This is a genomic window from Pedobacter sp. AJM (genome assembly GCF_002197755.1).
Lineage (GTDB): Bacteria > Bacteroidota > Bacteroidia > Sphingobacteriales > Sphingobacteriaceae > Pedobacter.
On the sequence record NZ_NHOT01000001.1, the window covers coordinates 182224 to 201327 of the forward strand.

At 38.0% G+C, this 19104-nt stretch carries 16 protein-coding genes; 4 read left to right on the forward strand and 12 right to left on the reverse strand.

Annotated features, from left to right (window positions below; all coding sequences use genetic code 11):
- The first annotated feature begins 2 nt into the window (after positions 1-2).
- Together CBW18_RS00670 and CBW18_RS00675 are read left to right on the forward strand one after the other, a co-directional pair.
- The gene (locus CBW18_RS00670; RefSeq protein ID WP_088299339.1) at positions 3-410 is read left to right on the forward strand and encodes a hypothetical protein; all 408 of its coding nucleotides are present in this window, start codon (positions 3-5) and stop codon (positions 408-410) included.
- Entirely contained in the window at positions 410-985 is a 576-nt protein-coding gene (locus tag CBW18_RS00675) for a TetR/AcrR family transcriptional regulator (protein WP_088299340.1), read from the forward strand. The genes CBW18_RS00670 and CBW18_RS00675 overlap by 1 nt, the downstream gene beginning before the upstream one ends.
- 4 nt (positions 986-989) lie before the next feature.
- On the opposite strand, the gene CBW18_RS00680 is transcribed toward CBW18_RS00675, so the two are convergent.
- From CBW18_RS00680 to carA, 5 genes are all read right to left on the reverse strand, one after another.
- Positions 990-1676, reverse strand: a complete 687-nt coding sequence (locus CBW18_RS00680; RefSeq protein WP_088299341.1) for a hypothetical protein — start codon at positions 1674-1676, stop codon at positions 990-992.
- Positions 1677-1721: 45 nt separating this feature from the next.
- Entirely contained in the window at positions 1722-2678 is a 957-nt protein-coding gene (locus CBW18_RS00685; protein WP_088299342.1) for a Fic family protein, read from the reverse strand.
- 110 nt (positions 2679-2788) lie between these two features.
- Positions 2789-3907, reverse strand: coding sequence for an ABC transporter permease (locus tag CBW18_RS00690; RefSeq protein ID WP_088299343.1), 1119 nt, complete (start codon positions 3905-3907; stop codon positions 2789-2791).
- Between the two features lie 69 nt (positions 3908-3976).
- A complete protein-coding gene (locus CBW18_RS00695) occupies positions 3977-4741 on the reverse strand; it encodes an ABC transporter ATP-binding protein (protein WP_088299344.1) in 765 nt (254 codons plus the stop codon).
- Positions 4742-4977: 236 nt separating this feature from the next.
- Positions 4978-6090, reverse strand: coding sequence for a glutamine-hydrolyzing carbamoyl-phosphate synthase small subunit (gene carA, locus CBW18_RS00700; protein ID WP_088299345.1), 1113 nt, complete (start codon positions 6088-6090; stop codon positions 4978-4980).
- 320 nt (positions 6091-6410) lie between these two features.
- Here carA and panB point away from each other — a divergent pair, with 320 nt between their 5' ends.
- Complete coding sequence (gene panB, locus CBW18_RS00705) at positions 6411-7226, forward strand: 3-methyl-2-oxobutanoate hydroxymethyltransferase (RefSeq protein WP_088299346.1); 816 nt, start codon at positions 6411-6413, stop codon at positions 7224-7226.
- 75 nt (positions 7227-7301) lie between these two features.
- A complete protein-coding gene (locus CBW18_RS00710) occupies positions 7302-7988 on the forward strand; it encodes an RluA family pseudouridine synthase (protein WP_088299347.1) in 687 nt (228 codons plus the stop codon).
- A gap of 33 nt (positions 7989-8021) precedes the next feature.
- Here the strand turns inward: CBW18_RS00710 and CBW18_RS00715 are convergent, their stop codons facing one another.
- The 7 genes from CBW18_RS00715 to CBW18_RS00745 all read right to left on the reverse strand — a co-directional run bounded on the left by CBW18_RS00715 (position 8022) and on the right by CBW18_RS00745 (position 19027).
- On the reverse strand, positions 8022-8480 hold the full coding sequence (locus tag CBW18_RS00715; protein WP_140418613.1) for a hypothetical protein: 459 nt from the start codon (positions 8478-8480) through the stop codon (positions 8022-8024).
- Between the two features lie 141 nt (positions 8481-8621).
- Positions 8622-10064 carry a glycoside hydrolase family 30 beta sandwich domain-containing protein gene (locus CBW18_RS00720; RefSeq protein WP_088299349.1) on the reverse strand — a complete coding sequence of 481 codons (1443 nt, stop codon included), beginning with the start codon at positions 10062-10064 and terminating at the stop codon, positions 8622-8624.
- 97 nt (positions 10065-10161) lie between these two features.
- Positions 10162-11586, reverse strand: coding sequence for a RagB/SusD family nutrient uptake outer membrane protein (locus CBW18_RS00725; RefSeq protein ID WP_088299350.1), 1425 nt, complete (start codon positions 11584-11586; stop codon positions 10162-10164).
- Between the two features lie 11 nt (positions 11587-11597).
- Positions 11598-14510: a TonB-dependent receptor gene (locus tag CBW18_RS00730; protein ID WP_088299351.1), complete on the reverse strand. Its 2913-nt coding sequence runs from the start codon at positions 14508-14510 to the stop codon at positions 11598-11600.
- Between the two features lie 289 nt (positions 14511-14799).
- The gene (locus CBW18_RS00735) at positions 14800-16641 is read right to left on the reverse strand and encodes a 7TM diverse intracellular signaling domain-containing protein (RefSeq protein ID WP_253248926.1); all 1842 of its coding nucleotides are present in this window, start codon (positions 16639-16641) and stop codon (positions 14800-14802) included.
- A 112-nt stretch (positions 16642-16753) separates the two neighbouring features.
- On the reverse strand, positions 16754-18064 hold the full coding sequence (locus CBW18_RS00740; protein WP_088299353.1) for a HAMP domain-containing sensor histidine kinase: 1311 nt from the start codon (positions 18062-18064) through the stop codon (positions 16754-16756).
- A 285-nt stretch (positions 18065-18349) separates the two neighbouring features.
- Positions 18350-19027: a response regulator transcription factor gene (locus tag CBW18_RS00745; protein WP_088299354.1), complete on the reverse strand. Its 678-nt coding sequence runs from the start codon at positions 19025-19027 to the stop codon at positions 18350-18352.
- Positions 19028-19104: the final 77 nt, after the last annotated feature.

A 19104-nucleotide genomic window follows, 5' to 3' on the forward strand; every position in this document is an offset into this window, starting at 1 on the left:
CGATGCGGCATTTTTATAGCATATTGTTTTTTACGATACTATTGTGTGGCTGCGGGAAAGAGGAAAACTATATTCCAGAAGTGGTGGTTAATTATAATGTTACACTCACACAATTTAGTTTGCAGGCAAAAAACGGTGTATTATTGGTGCCTAATCATGGAGTAGCCGGTTTAATTATTGTTAAAACACCATTGGGTAGCTTTGTGGCTTTTGATCGTTGCAGCACCGTTAATCCGGAGAAAAAATGTGCCATTGTTCCTGATGACAACAGTATCACTGCTACCGATCCATGTTCAGGGGCAAAATTCTCCCTGCTTGACGGAACACCGCAGAAAGCTCCGGCAGAAAAAAATCTGAAAATTTACAATGTTTCCCTGCAGGGGAATGTTTTATTAAACGTAACCAATTAATGGAAGCCGAAAAAATAAAAGATACCGTAAAAAAAGCTGCCAAAGAACTTTTTAGAAAATATGGTTATCACAAAACAAGTGTAAACGAAATTGCTAAAAAGGCCCGGATAGCCAAGGCTACCATTTATAAATATTTTGAAAGCAAGGAGCAGGTGCTGGACAGTATCCTGATGGATTACCTGGATCAGAACCTGAATGAAATCATCAATAACAAAGTAAGCTATGCTTCTGAAGAAGAGCACTTGAAAGCTTTGGTGATGAAAACAAGCCGCTTATCCTTCACAGCATGTAATGAATTTATCGGATGGGATTTTGTTCGTGAGAATGCCAATTCGCAGGAGTTTTTAAAGCATTTATCCGATCAACTGGAAGCTTTACTGCTCGCGGCTTATCTGGAACTGGATAATTTTAAGAATAATCCCGCCAGGAGAGAAGGTTTAGCCTTTTTGCTTAAAGCCAGTAAAAGCATCGTATTTTCATTTGCATTTACTTCAGTGAGTGATGCCGATGTGAGAAAGAATTTTGTCAGTTTTCAAAAAGAAATTTTACCATTCCTGGTGAAAGCAGCCCTATAAATAATTAGGGTGTTGCATAGTAATCTTTGGTTTTAAACTTTTGAACAGTTTTTTGCATTTTGCCTCCAACCATTTTTTGAGTGATAACAGTTACTTCATCGCCCATACTGGAATCTTCAATCACTGACGAAACTTCTTTAAGTCCCTTTTTGCTATCCACTTCATAACTGGTTATGCTGTGAAAACAACATCCGCTTTTTTGTTCAATACTGATTTGCTTTTTCTTCCGGTCAACATCGAACATACCTAAATTTTCACTGGCCAGTTTCGTCAGATTTTTATCCAGTGTAAACTTCCTGTTCTTATCAGAAATATAAATATCATATGAAGCACTGCCATAGGCACCTTTATTTCCATTTCTGATGGCGAGGTCTTCTTTGCCATCAAAATTAAAATCGCCAAAAATTAACGGACTTTGATACTTTCCGAGATCAAGCCAGCCTATTCTTGCATTTTGTTTTTCAGTTAAAGAAAAATCCAGGTCATCAGAGTGAAATGTCTGAATATCATCTCCTGTGATTTTGTCAGAAATGGCAATCGTAGCTTTTCCCTCACAATGGCCATCAGTGCAATCGGCAACAAATAACTTCGCATTATATTCATCTGAGGTATTATTCGATAAAAATTTAAATTGCGCAGATGCGTTAAAAGAAACCAATAAGGCTGCAAAAATAATCATCAGTTTTTTCATGATACAAAAGTACCTGATTCGTTTTAAGCAAAAAGTTAAAAAAGGTTAACGTATTCTTTTTCTGTTGGTGATATATTCTTTTACAGCTTTTTTAGTGGTGAGCCAGTCTTTTCCTTCTTTGTGTGCATCAATTTTGCCCTGCCTGGCCAACAAGCTAACATATTCCTGGCCGTAAGGAATATCCGGTTCTGCAACAATGCTGGCTATTGATTCATAATCACCATAGTGATTGCCGGGAAGTGCATTGATATACATATTTAATGAACGTTCAACAGCCTGAAGCATAAGTAAGCAGAGCTTATGGTAATTTCCTTTATTGGCCTGGTTAAGTGATTCGTAATATTTTTTTCGGTCTGTTTTAAGAATAATTGCAGGTGGGAACCCTTTTCTCATTAATAGCAGATTCATGGCCAGCCTTACGGTTCGGCCATTGCCATCAAAAAAAGGATGAATCCATACCAGCTTATGGTGGAAAATGGTGGTTAGAACCATGTCATTTAAAGACAGCGGATTATTATTCACAAAATTAATCAGCTCATCCAGTAAATCAGAAACCTTATTTGCGTTGGGCGGTATAAAATTGGCACCTACAATTCGAACACCTCCATTTCTGATGCGACCGGCAAAATCATCCTCAATGCTTCTTAATACCAAACCATGAAGTGATAATATATCTATACTGCGTAATTGGTAGCTTTCTTCTACCAGAGTGTATAGATAATTAATCGCTTTTTCATGATTAAATACCTCGAAATGCTCTCTCAGTGATTTTCCTTTGATGGTCATTCCTTCCTGGAGTACCATTTGGGTTTCCTGTAAATTTAGGGTGTTGCCTTCTATACTGTTAGAATTGTAAGTCCATTCAAGGCTTAAATCTGTTTTAATGCGCTGAAGTGCGCTATTAGGTAGAGGCCTCGAAGAATCAATTTTGGCTTTTTTCTCATACAACCGATCAATAAGGGGTTGTAATTCTTTCAGATCGTCCAGGTTAAAATTCCACATACACAAATATATTAATATCGTTTAGAATAAAAAATATATATAACCGATATTAATTTTGCCAAAAAAAGCCGGAGTTATTTCGCACCGGCCTAAAATATTTTTTTAAAAGGTTATTCCCACTTAAAAACTTTTACGGCAACTGCGTAAATCACAATCCCCCAGATCAACAGAATCATAATCTGAAACTTTACGTCCCATAAGCCCATACCTTCAAAAGCGACTTTTCGCATGGCATCATTAAGATAGGTTAAAGGTAAAGCCCTGCTGATGGGTTGCAGCCATGTAGGGAAAGCTTCAATGGAGAAAAACGTCCCAGACAATAAAAATTGTGGTAAGGTTACAATATTGGAAATGGGAGGAACCATACTTTCACTTTTCGCAATGCCTGAAATGATAAAGCCAAAACCCATAAATACAATAATTCCCATTGTAGCCAGCAGTAACATATTTATCACCGTGACGACTCCGTGGACGAGGGTAAAACCAAAGAAAAAATGGCCGATCAGGATAATAAACAAAGCGCCAATGAGTGCGAAACCAATTCTGGCAATGCCTTCACCGATTACAATGCTGGAGCGCTTTACAGGGGTTGCAAAAAAACGTTTGATTACGAGTGTCTGGCGTAAGCTAAGAAAAACGAAAGCGGTGCCAAAAACGCCGGTGCTTAATAAAGAAAAACCCAATTGACCCGGTAAAATAAAATCAATCGTTTTATATTCTCTTCCGGTAACGGTACGCTCTTTAATTTCTGCAACGGTTGGTTTTAGTGTTTTATCGTAAAAAAGGTTGTTCAAAACCGACTTTAAAATACCTCCCTTATCACGGGATGCAGAAGTATAAACCACATTAACGGAGTAAGCCGAGGTATTCACTTTTTTGTGGATATCGACCATCGCATCTACATTTCCTTTTTCAAGCAATTTATCGAATTCTGCTTTTGATTTGTCTTTTACCAATCGGATCATACCTGTTTTTCCAAGCATGCTGATCACAGGGTTATTAATATCTGATCCGGGTGTAATGCCAACATCAATGCGCGTGCCGCCACCACCTAAAAAGCCAAAAACCAATATAAATATTAAGGGAAAAGCCAGCGTAAAAACAACTGCAGAAGGGCTTCTCATAATTGAACGGAAACTTGCCTTAGCTAGGGCAAGTGTTGCTGTAGTATTGCTATAAGCCTTAGGTCTTTCTCCCGCCAGAGCGGAACCTGAATTTCTATCGTTCATTTATTAACGTATAATTATTTTTTACTTTTTTGCAGATTGTATTCCATTTGCAGGTAACTCCTAATGAGGTTATTCTCTCCATTCTTTACCTGTCATACTGATAAATACATCTTCCAGGTTCGCTTTTTTTACTTCTTTCTTACGTTCGAAACCACTGTTAATCAGCTGATCAATCAGGTTGTCAGGCGTATCTACAGCGATAATTCTTCCACGTTCTACAAATGCAACGCGATCACAAAGTTGCTCGGCTTCATCCATATAATGTGTTGTAATTACCACAGTGGTGCCGGCATTTCGAATTTCAATAATTAAATCCCATAAATTTCTTCTCGCCTGTGGATCCAAGCCGGTTGTAGGCTCATCCAGGAAAATAATTTTGGGCTGGTTAATAAGTGTCGTAGCAATAGAGAAGCGCTGTTTTTGTCCGCCGGAAAGGGCTTTGTATTTGGCTTTTGCCTTATCCTGAAGATTAACCTTTTCCAACATATCCATCGGCTTGATTTTAGCACCATACAAACCTGCAAAAAGTTCAATCAGTTCAATCAGATTTAAGTTAGGATAATAGCCGGCCGCCTGCAATTGCACACCAATGAGCTGTTTAATTGCATTGGGATGTTTATCAACTGAAAGGCCATCAACGATAATTTCTCCGGAAGTTTTCTCTCTGAGTGTTTCAATAATTTCGAGAGTAGTGGTTTTTCCGGCACCATTAGGACCGAGCAAGCCAAAAATTTCATTTTCGTAAACTTCGAAACTTAAATCCTGAACGGCAATGAAATCATCATACTTTTTAACCAGATTTTTGACGCTGATCATGGCTTTGTTTGTTTCCATATAACGAAGGTAAGGAGCTAAAAATGAATTAAAAGTGAAATTAGTCAGAAAAAAAGAAAATATGATAAAATAAAAATGCGAATCAGGTTAGATCCGCATTTTTTTAGTTAAAAGTTGAAAGTCTGTATGGCGAAGCCAGAATCAGAAACGATACAGTGTTATTATATGTTATAATCTATGACATTAAACCTGTAATCCACAACTTATAACCGGAAACCTTTTAACCCATCACCCGTTTACCAAACCAATTCGCCCTTCATCACGTTCACGAAATCATCAAATAAATAACGAGAATCATGAGGGCCTGGTGAAGACTCTGGGTGGTATTGTACTGAAAAGGCTTTTTTACCCTTTACACGAATACCTTCGATAGATTTGTCGTTCAGGTTAACATGTGTAATTTCAACTTTATCTGAATGTCTAACCTCATCCGGAATAACCCCAAAACCATGATTTTGTGAAGTTACTTCACAATGGTTTTTAATAATATTTTTAACCGGGTGATTTAAGCCACGGTGTCCGTTAAACATTTTCATCGTACCAATGCCGTTTGCTTCTGCCAGTAACTGGTGGCCTAAACAAATACCGAACAATGGTTTGTCTTCTTCCATGATTTCCTTAATGGTTTCTACAGCATAAGGCATTACAGATGGATCGCCAGGACCGTTAGAAATAAAATAACCATCCGGACCAAATTCTTCCATTTCAGCAAACTTTGTTTTTGCAGGAAAAACCTTTACATAAATATCCCGGTTTTCGAAACTGCGGAGAATGTTTTTCTTTATCCCCAAATCTAATGCTGCAACTTTTAAGCTGGCATCAGGGTTTCCATAAAAATAAGGTTCAGTTGTACTTACTTTTGATGATAACTCCAGGCCTTCCATAGAAGGAACTTCAGCAAGTTTTTGTTTCAATTCATTAATATCTGTAATTTCTGAAGAAATGATGGCATTCATGGCACCTTTATCTCTGATGTGGCGTACCAGGGCACGGGTGTCAATATCAGAAATAGCGACCAGGTTATCATTCTGAAAGTAATCCTGGATAGATTCAGTTGCTTGTTTACGGCTATAAACAATATTATAGTTTTTACAAACTAAGCCTGCAATTTTAATTGAATCAGATTCAATTTCTTCTTTCTGAATTCCATAATTACCAATGTGCGAGTTGGTGGTCACCATTATTTGTCCAAAGTAACTTGGATCAGTAAAGATTTCCTGGTAACCCGTCATCCCGGTATTAAAACAAATCTCGCCAGTGGTTGTGCCGATTTTTCCAGCCGCTTTGCCGTGAAAAATAGTGCCATCGGCCAGTAATAAAATCGCAGGTAACTTGGTGTAGTTAGTCATGGTAATTACAATATGGATTTTGAGTTGAAAAAGACATGAAAAAAGGGTTTATCTCAGCACTTAAGCTGTTTTTGCAGGGTGCAAAAAAAGATGAATATATCCCTTCCATTTCGGGGTACAAAGATATGATTTAAGAATGGAAATGTAAAGAAAAAAGTTAAATAAGCTTTGAGGTAAAAGCAGAAAGACTAAAGCGAAAGGTTTGATGCTTGATTTGAGTATAAAACGATTTCAGGTTTTGGTAGCTTTAGTCTTTTACCTTTGGTCTTTCCGCTTATTTAAGGAAAAAACAATACTTTTGGGGCTACAAAACAAAACCCATGTCGGTACATAAAGAAATCAAAAGAATAACCACACACATTTTACAGGAAATGAAGCAGCGTGGTGAAAAAATATCCATGCTAACAGCCTATGATTATTCCATGGCAACCATTTTAGATGATGCAGGACTGGATGTTTTACTGGTCGGTGATTCGGCATCGAATGTAATGGCTGGTCACGAAACAACTTTGCCTATTACTTTAGATCAGATGATTTATCATGCGGCATCTGTGATCAGAGCGGTAAAACGTGCATTTGTAGTGGTCGATCTTCCTTTTGGTTCTTACCAGGGAAATTCAAAAGAGGCTTTAAACTCTGCCATCAGAATTATGAAAGAATCTGGCGCACATGGTGTAAAGTTAGAAGGTGGTGAAGAAATTATTGAATCTGTTCAGCGCATTATTACAGCAGGAATTCCGGTAATGGGTCACCTGGGGTTAACACCACAATCGATTTACAAATTTGGTACCTATACCGTTCGGGCGAAAGAGGAAGAAGAAGCAAATAAATTAAAAACTGATGTTTTAGCTTTGCAGGCTGCCGGCTGTTTCGCCATTGTACTGGAGAAAATTCCTGCTGCACTGGGTAGGGAAGTAACCGAGAGCTTACATATTCCTACCATTGGTATTGGCGCAGGAAATGGCTGCGACGGACAGGTTTTAGTGGTAAATGATATGATTGGCTTAACCAAAGGTTTTAAACCCAGGTTTTTGCGTCAGTATATTAATTTATATGATGATATTCTAGGTGCTGCCCAGTCTTACATCCGCGATGTTAAAAGCAATGATTTTCCCAGCGAAAAAGAACAGTATTAAGTTTGGAGTCTATAGTCCAGAGCCTTTAGTCTAAAGTCTATTAAGCAATTAATCCTCTACCCAAAAAACCTCCCTATGCCCATTACCGATAAAGATATTCTTTTTGAAGACAATCATTTAATCGCTATTAATAAAAGAGCGGGGGATATTGTACAGGTTGATGAAACAGGTGATGAACCGTTAGATGAGCAGGTAAAAAAATACATTGCCCAGAAATATAATAAACCCAACGGCGCTTTTTTAGGCGTTGTACATCGATTAGATCGTCCGGTAAGCGGTGTTATTTTATTCGCCAAAACAAGTAAAGCTTTGGAACGGATGAATGCTGCCTTTAAAAATCGTGAGGTTAAAAAAACTTATTGGGCAGTGGCGAAAAATAAGCCTGAAAATGAATCAGGAACATTGATTCATTGGCTGATCAAAAATCCGCAGAAAAATGTGGTTACCTATTATAAAGCCGAAGTTCAGGGTTCTCAGCGTGCAGAATTATCTTATCGTTTACTCTCAAAAGTAGGCGATTATTATCTCATTGAGGTTGATCCGCTTACCGGCCGGTCGCATCAGATCAGGGTACAGTTGTCTTCTATGGGGTGCCCTATAGTTGGAGATAATAAATATGGCTATCCGAGGGGAAGCAGAAAAGGAAGTATTTGCCTGCACGCCCGCAGACTCCAGTTTCTGCATCCGGTAAAGAAAGAACCTGTCAATATTTTTGCCAAATTGCCTGTAGATGGCTTTTGGGAAAGGTTTGAGAATCTTTAATACCAGGTTTTATCGATCCGATCGTATGCCTATTTATTTACAAATCACTGGCCTGAAAACCATTGCCTGATCAAAACGAAGATTAGCGAGGTTCTTAAATTTCATTTTACCATTTGATTCTTCTCCCTCTCCAAATCCTTCAACTAACTGATCGCTTTTCTTTAACCATACTACCTCACGCGTTGATGTTGTACCTTCTGATTGGAAAGTATAATCTACAATAATGGTATCGCCTTTAACAATGCCTGTAATGGTTCCATCATTTTTATCCTTTTCAAATAGCTTATAACTCAGCACTCCATTTACTTTGCCGTTGTTGATTTCCAAGCTTAAAGAGGCCGTATCTTTTTTATCAACATATTGAAAGCATTGTTTCGAAGCTGTATCTGTGTGGGTAGCTTTAATATCTGTAGATACAGATTTTGTGCTGTTACTTTGGCAGGCAAGCATAGCGGATGCAAAAATAGCGAGTATTGGAATGATATTTCTCATGGTTTAGGTTTTGATAATTTTTAATATCAAAGCCCTTGCCAGAAAAATCAGTGTAGGATTTTAAAACCAATAATTTCAGTACCATCTGAAAAGGAAAAGCCCCGCATTGGCGAGGCTATCCTGACAATTAAACTAAGTTTTTTACCAAACATAAGTGGCAACAGTACCCTGATCCAGGCTGCTGGTTATTATTTTTCCTTTGTATTTAATGTTGAAATGGGTAGTGAAGCTATTGTTATTGCATACAATCAGCACATTTTTCCCATCTGGAGTTTTAAAAGCTACATTCTGCAAATTATTGGTCAAATTAGATGCAATTCGCACTGATCCTGCCGGAACAAATTTAGAGGCGTGAGCAATAACATAATAGGCTACGTTTCTACTTATTGCAGGTGCAATGGTAATTGCGCCTAAACATGATGTACAACCACCTTTATCTGTGTGTGGATTATAGCTTTGATCTGCAGCCAGATTCCATTCCAATACATTTCTGCTCCAGTTTCGGGTTGCCCCGATAATTAGTGTAGATACGTGCCATTTCAAATCTTCTGCAAAATTACTTGGTCCGCCCACCCACTGCTCAGTGAAATAAACATTTTTATCAGGGTGTGCATCATGAACTTTGGATAAAGCAGTGATCGGACCAGCATATAAGTGAAAGGCAGAACCATCTATATATTTTTTCGCCTCAGCATCGTTCAAAATGGTGATTGGATATTCAGGTTTATCAGCATTATGATCGTAGATGATGATTTTGGTTTTAATACCACTGTTTTTAAATACCGGACCTAAAGCTGTTTTAATAAAATTTGCCTGATCAGCAGCTGTCATGTACATGCTTGGATTATTCCCCGGGTGTAAAGGCTCGTTTTGAGGAGTAATGGCATCAATGACGATACCTTCTGCCTTCATGGCCTGGATGTATTTCACCAGGTATTTGGCATAGGTTTGATAATATTCCGGTTTCAAACTTCCTCCAATAAAGCTTTTATTCGTTTTCATCCAGGTTGGAGCTGTCCACGGTGAACCCAAAATTTTAATAGCAGGATTAATCGCTACAATTTTCTTTAATATTGGAATTAAATCTGCATGCTCTTTGGCAATCGAAAATTTAGCCAGTGCTTCATCGGTTTCGCCTTCTGCGATATCGTTATAAGTGAAGGGAGTAGCACTTAAATCAGAAGCACCGATACTGATCCTGATGTAATTAACACGGATGGCCTGATCAGTATTGGCAAAGAGTTCATTCAACAGTTTATCTTTTTCCGTTGCAGGCAAAGCATTAATTAAAGTAGCACTTCCACCTGTTAAGGTATAACCAAAACCATCAATGGTTTGAAATTTAGTTTCCGGGTCAACTTCAATCGTTGGATTTGAATTGGTTTCATCAGTGAAGTTCAGGGTGATATTTTGTTTCTGAAGCAATTGAGATTGGTCACCTTTGGTTAACCAGAAACCCACTTCACTTTTTTGGGAATTAGCATTGTTTTGTTGATTGGCTTCATTGCCTGATTTTACATTTCTGCTGGCGCAGGCAGATAATAGCAGACAGGTCACTAAACAAATATTGTAAATGAATTTCATAGGGAGATAAAAAGTTTAAAATCGAAATCTTTGTTTTTAAAAGGTTCGGGACGGTATACTTTGGCCCCGAACCTTAGGGATTATTTGGTGTGTTGAATTATTTGATGCTTGGATTTCGGTCTACTTCTGCCTGCGGAATCGGGAACAATAACTTATCAGCGGTAACATTATAATTTAAGTTTGCACCATTACCGTTTTTCTGCGCATTCATAACGGCGATTGCCCTATTTGTTCTTAATAAATCAAACCAACGGTGGCCTTCAAAAGCCAGTTCTAAACGGCGTTCCTTTTCAATGGCCAGACGCATGGATGGCTGATCATTTGCAGGAGTGGCGGTCAAATTTACGCGACGACGGATTTCATTTACCAGAGCAGCAGCAGCCGACCAGCCTGATGTACTTAGTTCATTTATGGCTTCTGCTTTGAGCAATTTAATGTCAGCCAGACGAAGAATATAAGAATTCGCTAAATCATCATTGCGGTATTTGTTGATAAACGGATAATTGGATTTGGTCCAGTAATCATCAGACCATCCTTCTGTGCTTACGTTTTTAAAGCTTATGCTGGAATTTTTGCGGATAGCATCACCTTCTGTATCAAAAGCAGCAACTAAATCATTTGTAGGCGTACAAAAGCGTTTCCAGCCTGTACCTACAATTACGCCAGTCATCCAGTTTCCACGGCCATTCGGGCCGCCCCAGCCATCGTATTGCATTTCCCAGATGGATTCACTGTTATTTTTATGTGCGCCATCAAACAGCTGATCAAAAGATCCCATCAGGTTATAACCACCATTTATCGTGGCATCAGCGTATTGCTGTACTTTGCTCCAATCCGGATTTGGTTTTGAAGCATATACTTTTGCTAAAAGTGCATTAACAATCCCTTTGGTGATCATGCCTTTATTGGGCGCAGTGGAACGAACATTTGGTAAGGCAAACTCCAAATCCTTAATAATTTGCGCATAAACTGCTTCTACTGAAGAGCGGGGTTTTTGCATCTCTTCTAAAGAGGTTGGCGAGGTTAAAACCAAAGGAACACCTCCATATAACCTTACCAGGTGGAAATAAAAGTAAGCCCGTAATGTGGAAGCCTCACCTAAAATCTGATTTCTCCTGCCACTGGCATCCAAAGTAGGATCCTGAATGTTCGGAACATTTTCCAAAACTTCATTTGCATTTTTAATATTGGAATAAAGTCCACTCCAGTCGCGGCCAACATTGCCATTCGTTGAATTGGTGGTGAAAAGATCAATCTGGATATTTGCAGGGTTATCACCTCCTGCATAGGCATTATCTGCCGTAACATCACCATTAACCATATAATCCCAAATGTGATAGTCGTTATACATACCACCATAAACGCCGGCCATTAATTTCTCTGCTGCCGCTGCAGTTGTAAAGGCTACATCTGCAGTAACTTGATTGAAAGGCTGTTTTTCAAGGAAACCTTTTTTGCATCCGCTTTGCAAAGTAATCGCTAATGCTGCGGTTGCCACTAATGAATATATTTTTAATTTCATTTTCTTAATCTTTAAAATCCAACATTAATACCGAACAATAAACTTCTTGATTGTGGATAAGTGCCATAATCAACACCCATCGATGGGCCATTTGCTGAATTCATGTTCACTTCAGGATCCAGCCCTGAGTATTTTGTAAAAGTTAATAAGTTATACCCGGTAGCAAATACGGTTAGCTTGCTCATTTTTAGTTTTTCCAATACCGATGAGCTGAAACTGTATGAAAGCGTTGCGGTTTTTAAGCGCAGGTAAGAGGCATCTTCTACAAAACGGCTGGAAGTAAGGGAGTTTTCTGAGCTACTTCTTAATGCTTTTGGAATATTGGTGATTTGGCCTGGCGTAGTCCATCTGTTTAATACGGCTGTTGATTGATTTTTGGAATCGAACATACCTTCGATATCAATTCTGGAGGCATTAAATAATTCACTACCCTGAACTCCCTGGAAGAAGAAATTAAATCCCCAGTTTCCATAAGTTAAATTATTAGTGATACCATAAATAAATTTCGGTTGTGCAGAACCAATAAAAGTTCTGTCGCCCGGATCTGCCGAGCCCGTAAGACCATTGCCATTGGTATCTGCATATTGTGCTGCTCCGTTGGCCGGATTCACACCTGTAAATACATAACCGTAAAAGCTGCCCAACGGCCTATCCGCTACTACGCGAACAGCATCGTCACGTTCGTAGATGCCGGCAAAGTTTAATGATTGTGTAGTGGCACCTAAATCGGTTACTTTATTCCGGTTGATGGAAAAATTCAAATCCGTAGTCCATTTGAATTGCTCACGATCAAAGTTCTTCGTTGACAAAACAAACTCCAAACCTTTGTTTTCCATCGCACCAACATTATAGGCCTGACTTCCAAAGCCTGATGATGGAGGCAACTGCACGTTAATTAAAAGATCATTTGTCTTTTTTAAATAAGCATCAGCAGTGAAGGTAATGCGGCTATTGAATAGGGTTAAATCCAAACCAATATTGGTCTGCGTGGTTTTTTCCCATGATAGGTTATCATTTGCAGGGTTTTGAAGGTTGTATTCACCCTGTGCATTTACATTGTAAAGTTTTAAGTAAGCATAATCGCCAATTCCTTCATCATTACCCACTTTACCCCAGCTACCGCGAAGTTTTAGATCATTGATGGTCTTACTTTCTTTCATGAAGTTCTCACCAGAAATTCTCCAGCCTGCTGAAAAGGACGGGAAGTAACCAAAACGGTTTTCTTTGGCAAATCTAGATGAGCCATCAGCCCTGAAGTTGGAACTGAATAAATACTTGCTATCGTAAGCATAAGTAACCCTGGCCAGATAAGATTGTTTACTCCATTGTGCCCTTTGTGGCACTGTTAAAGCTACTGATGGTGCCGTTGGATTGCCGGATACATCATAAAAACGAGTTAACTCATTATTTTTATATTGATAATCTGAAGATTGAATGGTGTAACCACCTGTTGCCGTAAAAGCATTTTTACTCACATTTTTGGTGTAATTTAAAATGTTTTCATTTAACCAAACATGGTCATTAGTGGTGTTATCTCGGTAAACGCCTCTTTCCTGACGGCCATAGGTGGTTAAGAAATTGTCAGTAGAATACTTGTAAAAGTTTCGATTAGCATTGGTACTGATCGTTGATTTGAAAAACAAATCTTTAGTGAAGTTAACTTGCGCACCAAAAGCCCCGATGAATCTGAAATTACGGGTTTTGTTTTTAGATCCGAAAGCCAAAGCTAAAGGATTATCCCATCCACCCGCATTCGGGATCGTGGTGTATTGACCATTTGGCTCAAAAATACCAATGGTAGGAGGCGTAGTTAGTGCGCCTAAAATAACCCCTCCACGAGAAACACTGCTGTTGTCACCAACATCAATAGAATTGCTGGAAGTTAACACCGCATTACCCGTCAATTTTAACCATGAGGTGATGTTTTGTGATCCGTTAAAGTTGGCCGTTAAACGATCCAGTTTTGCGGGGGCAACAACGCCTTTATCCTGCTGGTAACCTGTAGAAAAATAATACTGTCCCCCTTTTATGCCGCCAGAAATAGAAGCCTGATACTGGTTTTGTGTTCCCGTTCCAAAGGTTTCTTTCTGCCAGTCGGTATTGTTATTTCCACCAAAAGTAGTGTAACCCAATTCTTTCATCAAACCAATATATTGCTCATTGTTGAGTACATCTTGTTTTTGCCAGAAGTTAGAAAAACCCGTAAAGGCATTGAAAGCCACCTTTAATTTGCCAGCCGATCCCTTTTTAGTGGTAATCAAAACCACTCCATTCGCACCACTTGAACCATAAATAGCTGCTGCAGATGCATCTTTCAATATTGTCATGGATTCGATATCGTTGGCATTTAAAAAGCTCGCATCTCTGGAAGTCACTCCATCAATGACATAAAGCGGACTATTAGAGGCGGTAATTGATGTATTCCCTCTAATGCTGATGGAAATTCCTGCGCCTGGTTTACCTGATTGTGAACTTACCTGTACACCTGCTGCTCTACCCTGGATAGCTTGTAGCGGGTTAGTGATGGGCTGATTCTCTAGATCTTTTGATGAAACTGACACCACCGAAGTAGTCAGGTCTTTTTTAGTGGTGGTCCCATAGCCAATTACAACGACTTCATTGAGCTGTTGATTGTCATCCGACAAGGTAACATTAATGCTGGTTCTGTTATTTACGGATTCTTCTATCGCTTTGAATCCTATAAAAGAAAATTCAAGTATTGCATTCTGTGGTGTAGAAATGGTAAAAGTTCCGTTGTCTGATGTGGATGCACCCTGGTTTGAGCCTTTCACTTTAACGGAAACACCAGGTAAAGGCAGACCTTTCTGATCCTTCACCTGGCCGGTTACGGTAATGTTTTGTGCCATACTCCATGAGATAGCGCCAATAAAAAATACCATAAGCAATGTAAACTTTTTTCTCATAATTTTTGCTTTGTTAATATTATATGAGGTAAAGTTACTATGCAATTCATGTTAAAAGCAAGTATTCTGAAAGTTAATTTTGGTATAAGTAATTGATTTGTAGTTGTTTATGTGAATAATGATACGCTTTAATACCGCAATTATTGCAGGTCACTTCAGCCTGATAATCAGTTATTAAATGCAAGGAATGGATACGGCTTCAGAACGATTTTGATACGCTTAAATACCGGTCAAATTATTTTTGCTGATTTACAGTAATAACAAAAATGTGACCAACTAGCACTACTGATTATTCAATTACCAGCTGGCTCCAACCATTTTTACCACTTTTTTTAAGTGTTTTTTTCCGGTCTTCCATCACTTTTTTAATTCGTGATCCGAAGGTCCAGCAGGTGCTTTGTCTGATGGTTAGTAACTCTGAAAGCTTATGTGAAGAGATTTTTCCTTTTGATGAATAAATTAGGAAAATCATATAGAAAGCTTTATTAATGGGAATCCTTGTATTGTGAAAAATGGTGTAGGTTGTAACCGATTCTTCATAACCGCATTTACTGCAGCGTCGGCTATGTAAGATATGGCCGGTAAAATAATGATCATTACTGCATTTTCTGCAGTGGTAGCCATTTTTCCATTTGAGCTCAGCCAAAAATTCATAGCAGGTTTCTTTATCAGGATAGATTTTACTAAACTCTTCAAAATCTACTTCGGTATTCATTACCCGGTCACGGGTTACTTTTTCTACACTGGTTTGTAACTCCTCATTATCCTGCTCCAGCAATACATTCATCCTGGAAATTTCTTCAGCTTGCTTCTGTAATAACATATTGGCTTCTTCCAAAGCCTGGTTTTTACTCTCAATAATTAAGGATTTATGGAAAACATCACGTGTACGTTCTTCTACCTTACTTTCCAGTTCACGGTTAATGGTATCCTTTAAGGTGGCATTAACAGCCATTTGCCGAATAATTTTTTGTTGAGCCTTATCTTTTTTTAACTTCAGAATCCGCACCTTATCGCCGATAGCGAAGGATAGGAAAACCATTTCCATGATAAAACAAAAACTAAGGCTATAATAACTGATTACCCCAAAGTTCAGCCAGTTGATACCCAGCATAATTAAGAACTTAAGCACAAAGCCTATAAACAGAAAGCTATAGCCGAGTACAAAAAAGCGGGCAGGTTTATAGCCATTTTTGTAAATATAAATTCCGGTGAAGAAAGCGACGGAAAGCGGTATAGCTTCTATAAATTTAAAACTAAATAAAGTCTGATCGAAAAGATAACAGTAGAAAAAAAAGATAATCCTTAAGGTGATTATGCCAGTAATTAACTTGTTTATTTTTGGCGCTTTCGATTTAATGAATAATAATTCTCTGGTAAAAAGCAAAGCAAATATACTGGTGGCACAAAGTGCAAAAGCATAGGCAACCTGATTCCAGGTCGGTGCGTTTGGCCAAAGGTACTGATAAGCAATACCATCAGTACTCATTTCAAAAAAGCCTACACTCAGATTGTACAGCACATAATATAGATATTGTTTCTGCCTGATGGCTACGTACATAATCAGGTTGTAGAAGCTGAAAACCAGAATCATGCCATAAAAAATACCGAAGTAAAAGTATTCATCAAGGGCATAGGAAATGAACCATTCCGCACTTCGTAATACAATTATAATATCTGAAATCTGAGATGATTTGATCTTGAAATAGTAGGTCTGAATGCTGTTTCCATTATTTTTAATCGGAATTTCAAAATTTTTATGGTTAATCAGCCTTTTGCTGAAATCATATGCATCACCAAGCTTTTTTTCCTGATATTTGCCGTCAGATTGTGGAATAAATGCGGTAATATGATCGATGGTCTGATCAAAAAATTCCAGTAAAAAAGGTTTCTCTACTTTTTCATTCTGCCTGATTTTGATCCTGAACCAATAAGTTTTATGGAGATTTTTGGTTTGAGGCGTGCTGGTAATACTGGCCTTAAAAAGTTGCTCAAATGCCTTACTGCTGATCTGATTAAATTCGAATTGACCGGCAGGATCTTCCAGTACTTCAATTTCTTTGAACGTAAAAATATGCTGTGGTACCGATTCCTGTATGGCTACAACTTTTTGTGCAAATAAATTCGACACACAACAGAGCAAAAAACTGAAGATCAGGAGTAATGCTTTTTTAAAGGATACAGGCATAAGATGCAAAGGTACAAATTTGTAGCTGGCCGATACAGATATAGTGCTGTTTAGATTATACCTGAAAAATTAAGGAGATGCTGGTGCCCTGTTGTTCAACAGATTTAATTTCGACATCAATTTTATGAAAACTGGCTATACTCTGTACAATGGCGAGGCCCAGGCCAAATCCGTTTTCTTCTGTATTTCCTCTTTTAAAACGATCGAAAGCATTGGCCACTAACTCCTCGCTCATGCCTAGTCCACTGTCTGAAATAGTTAATACATATTTTTGACCGGTGAGTAAACCTGTAACTGATAATTCTCCACCTTCCCGGTTATATTTAATGGCATTATTAATAATGTTCATCAATAATGTATGCATCAGGGCCTTATTTCCGATAAGTTGGTAATCATGATTTAAATTAATACTGTATTTGATTTTTTTATCTATGATTCTGTCTTCCAGGTCTTCATAAATGTCGCTGAGTTCCTGTGTCAGGCTTATTTCTTCCGTTTTCAGATATTGATTGTTTTCTACTTTCGAAATTAAAAGCAGGCTGTTAATGATTACCTTAAGCCGGTTTAGGGTTTTAATGGAAGCGTAGATTTTATTTTCATGCTCTACCGGAATTTCGGGCGTATTCAGCATGTTCTCGAAACGGGTACTCAGAATAGAGATTGGGGTTAATAATTCATGTGAAACATTCGCGATAAACTGCTTTTCGAGTGCAAAAAGCGTATTGATTTTTCGCATGAGTGTATTTACACTGTTATCGAGCATTTTAAAATCCTCAGTAGTGGTGGGGATATTCTGGTAATTATAATGCAATGGATCATCAACCTTATTGATTTTTTTATCGATGATCAGGTAAAAAGGTTTGAGTAAATAATTTGAAAAGGCATAGTCAGCTATTAAAGTGATCAAAAGGGCAATAACCAGTACTATGAGCGTATAAAAGCGAATGGAATTTTTAATTGACTGTAATGTAGTCATGGTTTCGCCAATTTCAAGATTATACCAGTTGGTGTGGTAAGAGAATTTATAATTCAGAATCCGGTAAACTTCAATATTGCCTTCAATTTCACGCCTCTCTGTGTAAACAGTTGCTGACGAGTCCTTTTGGTTGTCAGGAATATCCTGTAAAACAATAAACTCTTCTTTTAATATGTTATAATCGGTAAAGGAATCCTGATTATTAAGCAAGCTATCAATCTCACTGTCGGTCAGGTTTTTGATAATCTTATTCTTTTTTTTGATCAGTCGGTTATCCAGTTGATTGTAGGCCAGTTTTTCCAGTGAAAACAAAATGGCAGCCCCTAAAAGCAATATGATCGCAATTTTAGTGACTGCATTATATAAAGAAAACTTAACCTGTAATTTCATGGGGTGTTGGTTAGGTGTTTTATGTGGAGGTTAGGTTAGAGTTAGTATTTAGAATGGTTAGTTATTCATGTTGTATCAAATTGATAAGATATAGAATTGTTTAGGTGTTGAGCGTCAAAAAGGCATTAATCGTATAAATTTAAAGTTTAGTAATCACATTAATATCTTTTCAACTCCAGTTTATCGCCTGATCATAATAAACTGCGAACAGCCAATTGAAAGCTTTTTCTGCGGTCTTGAAATACTAATCCGCTAACCAATTTTATTACCTTACCATCTTTTAGCTTAACAATTAATCCTGTATCCGATACTTCTTACCGTTTCAAACCAGTCTATATTTGCGGTTGCAGCCAGTTTTTTACGTAAATTTTTAACATGCACATCAACAAAATTAGAATCAGAATTGACTTCTAATATATCGCCCCAAACGTGTTCAGTTAAGCTCATTCTCGATACCACACGGTTTTTATTCAATACCAAATAGTTAAATATTTCGAACTCTTTTTTGGTTAAGTTCAGGCGTTCTTCTCCAAAAGAAACAGTACGATTTTGAATGCTTAACAGGAAGTTATGAATGTTAACCTCATTTTTCTCCAGTTTATGTTTCCTCCTGGTGATGGCATGCATGCGGGCTAAAAGTTCATTTAATGAAAAAGGTTTGGGTAAATAATCATCAGCACCTTCATCCAAACCTTTGATACGGTCATCAACCGCACTCCTGGCAGTTAAAATAATCACGGCATCATCGCGGTCTTTCATTGCTTTAAGCTGTTTTAAAACCTCAAAGCCATCGCCGTCTGGTAAACCTAAATCCAGCAGAATAAAATCGTAGTTGTTCACGAAGATCTTCTCTTCTGCAGATGATTTTTTCCAGGCATGTTCTACTATGAACCCTTCTTTGCTCAGAAATTCATCCATTTCAAGCGCAAGGCTTTTTTCATCTTCTACTATTAAAACATTCATTTAGTATCCAGTATTTAGTATCAGGTATTAAAACTATACGAAGAATATCATCGCTTGTCTGTTAACTTTAGTCTTTC

Excerpts from the sequence above, each read along its gene's own strand:
- CBW18_RS00745 (WP_088299354.1), bottom strand. The coding sequence starts at position 19,027 with ATGAATGTTTTAATAGTAGAAGATGAAAAAAGCCTTGCGCTTGAAATG.
- CBW18_RS00670 (WP_088299339.1), top strand. The coding sequence starts at position 3 with ATGCGGCATTTTTATAGCATATTGTTTTTTACGATACTATTGTGTGGC.
- CBW18_RS00690 (WP_088299343.1), bottom strand. The coding sequence starts at position 3,907 with ATGAACGATAGAAATTCAGGTTCCGCTCTGGCGGGAGAAAGACCTAAG.
- CBW18_RS00715 (WP_140418613.1), bottom strand. The coding sequence starts at position 8,480 with ATGAGAAATATCATTCCAATACTCGCTATTTTTGCATCCGCTATGCTT.
- CBW18_RS00675 (WP_088299340.1), top strand. The coding sequence starts at position 410 with ATGGAAGCCGAAAAAATAAAAGATACCGTAAAAAAAGCTGCCAAAGAA.
- panB (WP_088299346.1), top strand. The coding sequence starts at position 6,411 with ATGTCGGTACATAAAGAAATCAAAAGAATAACCACACACATTTTACAG.
- CBW18_RS00725 (WP_088299350.1), bottom strand. The coding sequence starts at position 11,586 with ATGAAATTAAAAATATATTCATTAGTGGCAACCGCAGCATTAGCGATT.
- CBW18_RS00695 (WP_088299344.1), bottom strand. The coding sequence starts at position 4,741 with ATGGAAACAAACAAAGCCATGATCAGCGTCAAAAATCTGGTTAAAAAG.
- carA (WP_088299345.1), bottom strand. The coding sequence starts at position 6,090 with ATGACTAACTACACCAAGTTACCTGCGATTTTATTACTGGCCGATGGC.
- CBW18_RS00710 (WP_088299347.1), top strand. The coding sequence starts at position 7,302 with ATGCCCATTACCGATAAAGATATTCTTTTTGAAGACAATCATTTAATC.
- CBW18_RS00740 (WP_088299353.1), bottom strand. The coding sequence starts at position 18,064 with ATGAAATTACAGGTTAAGTTTTCTTTATATAATGCAGTCACTAAAATT.
- CBW18_RS00720 (WP_088299349.1), bottom strand. The coding sequence starts at position 10,064 with ATGAAATTCATTTACAATATTTGTTTAGTGACCTGTCTGCTATTATCT.
- CBW18_RS00685 (WP_088299342.1), bottom strand. The coding sequence starts at position 2,678 with ATGTGGAATTTTAACCTGGACGATCTGAAAGAATTACAACCCCTTATT.
- CBW18_RS00680 (WP_088299341.1), bottom strand. The coding sequence starts at position 1,676 with ATGAAAAAACTGATGATTATTTTTGCAGCCTTATTGGTTTCTTTTAAC.
- CBW18_RS00730 (WP_088299351.1), bottom strand. The coding sequence starts at position 14,510 with ATGAGAAAAAAGTTTACATTGCTTATGGTATTTTTTATTGGCGCTATC.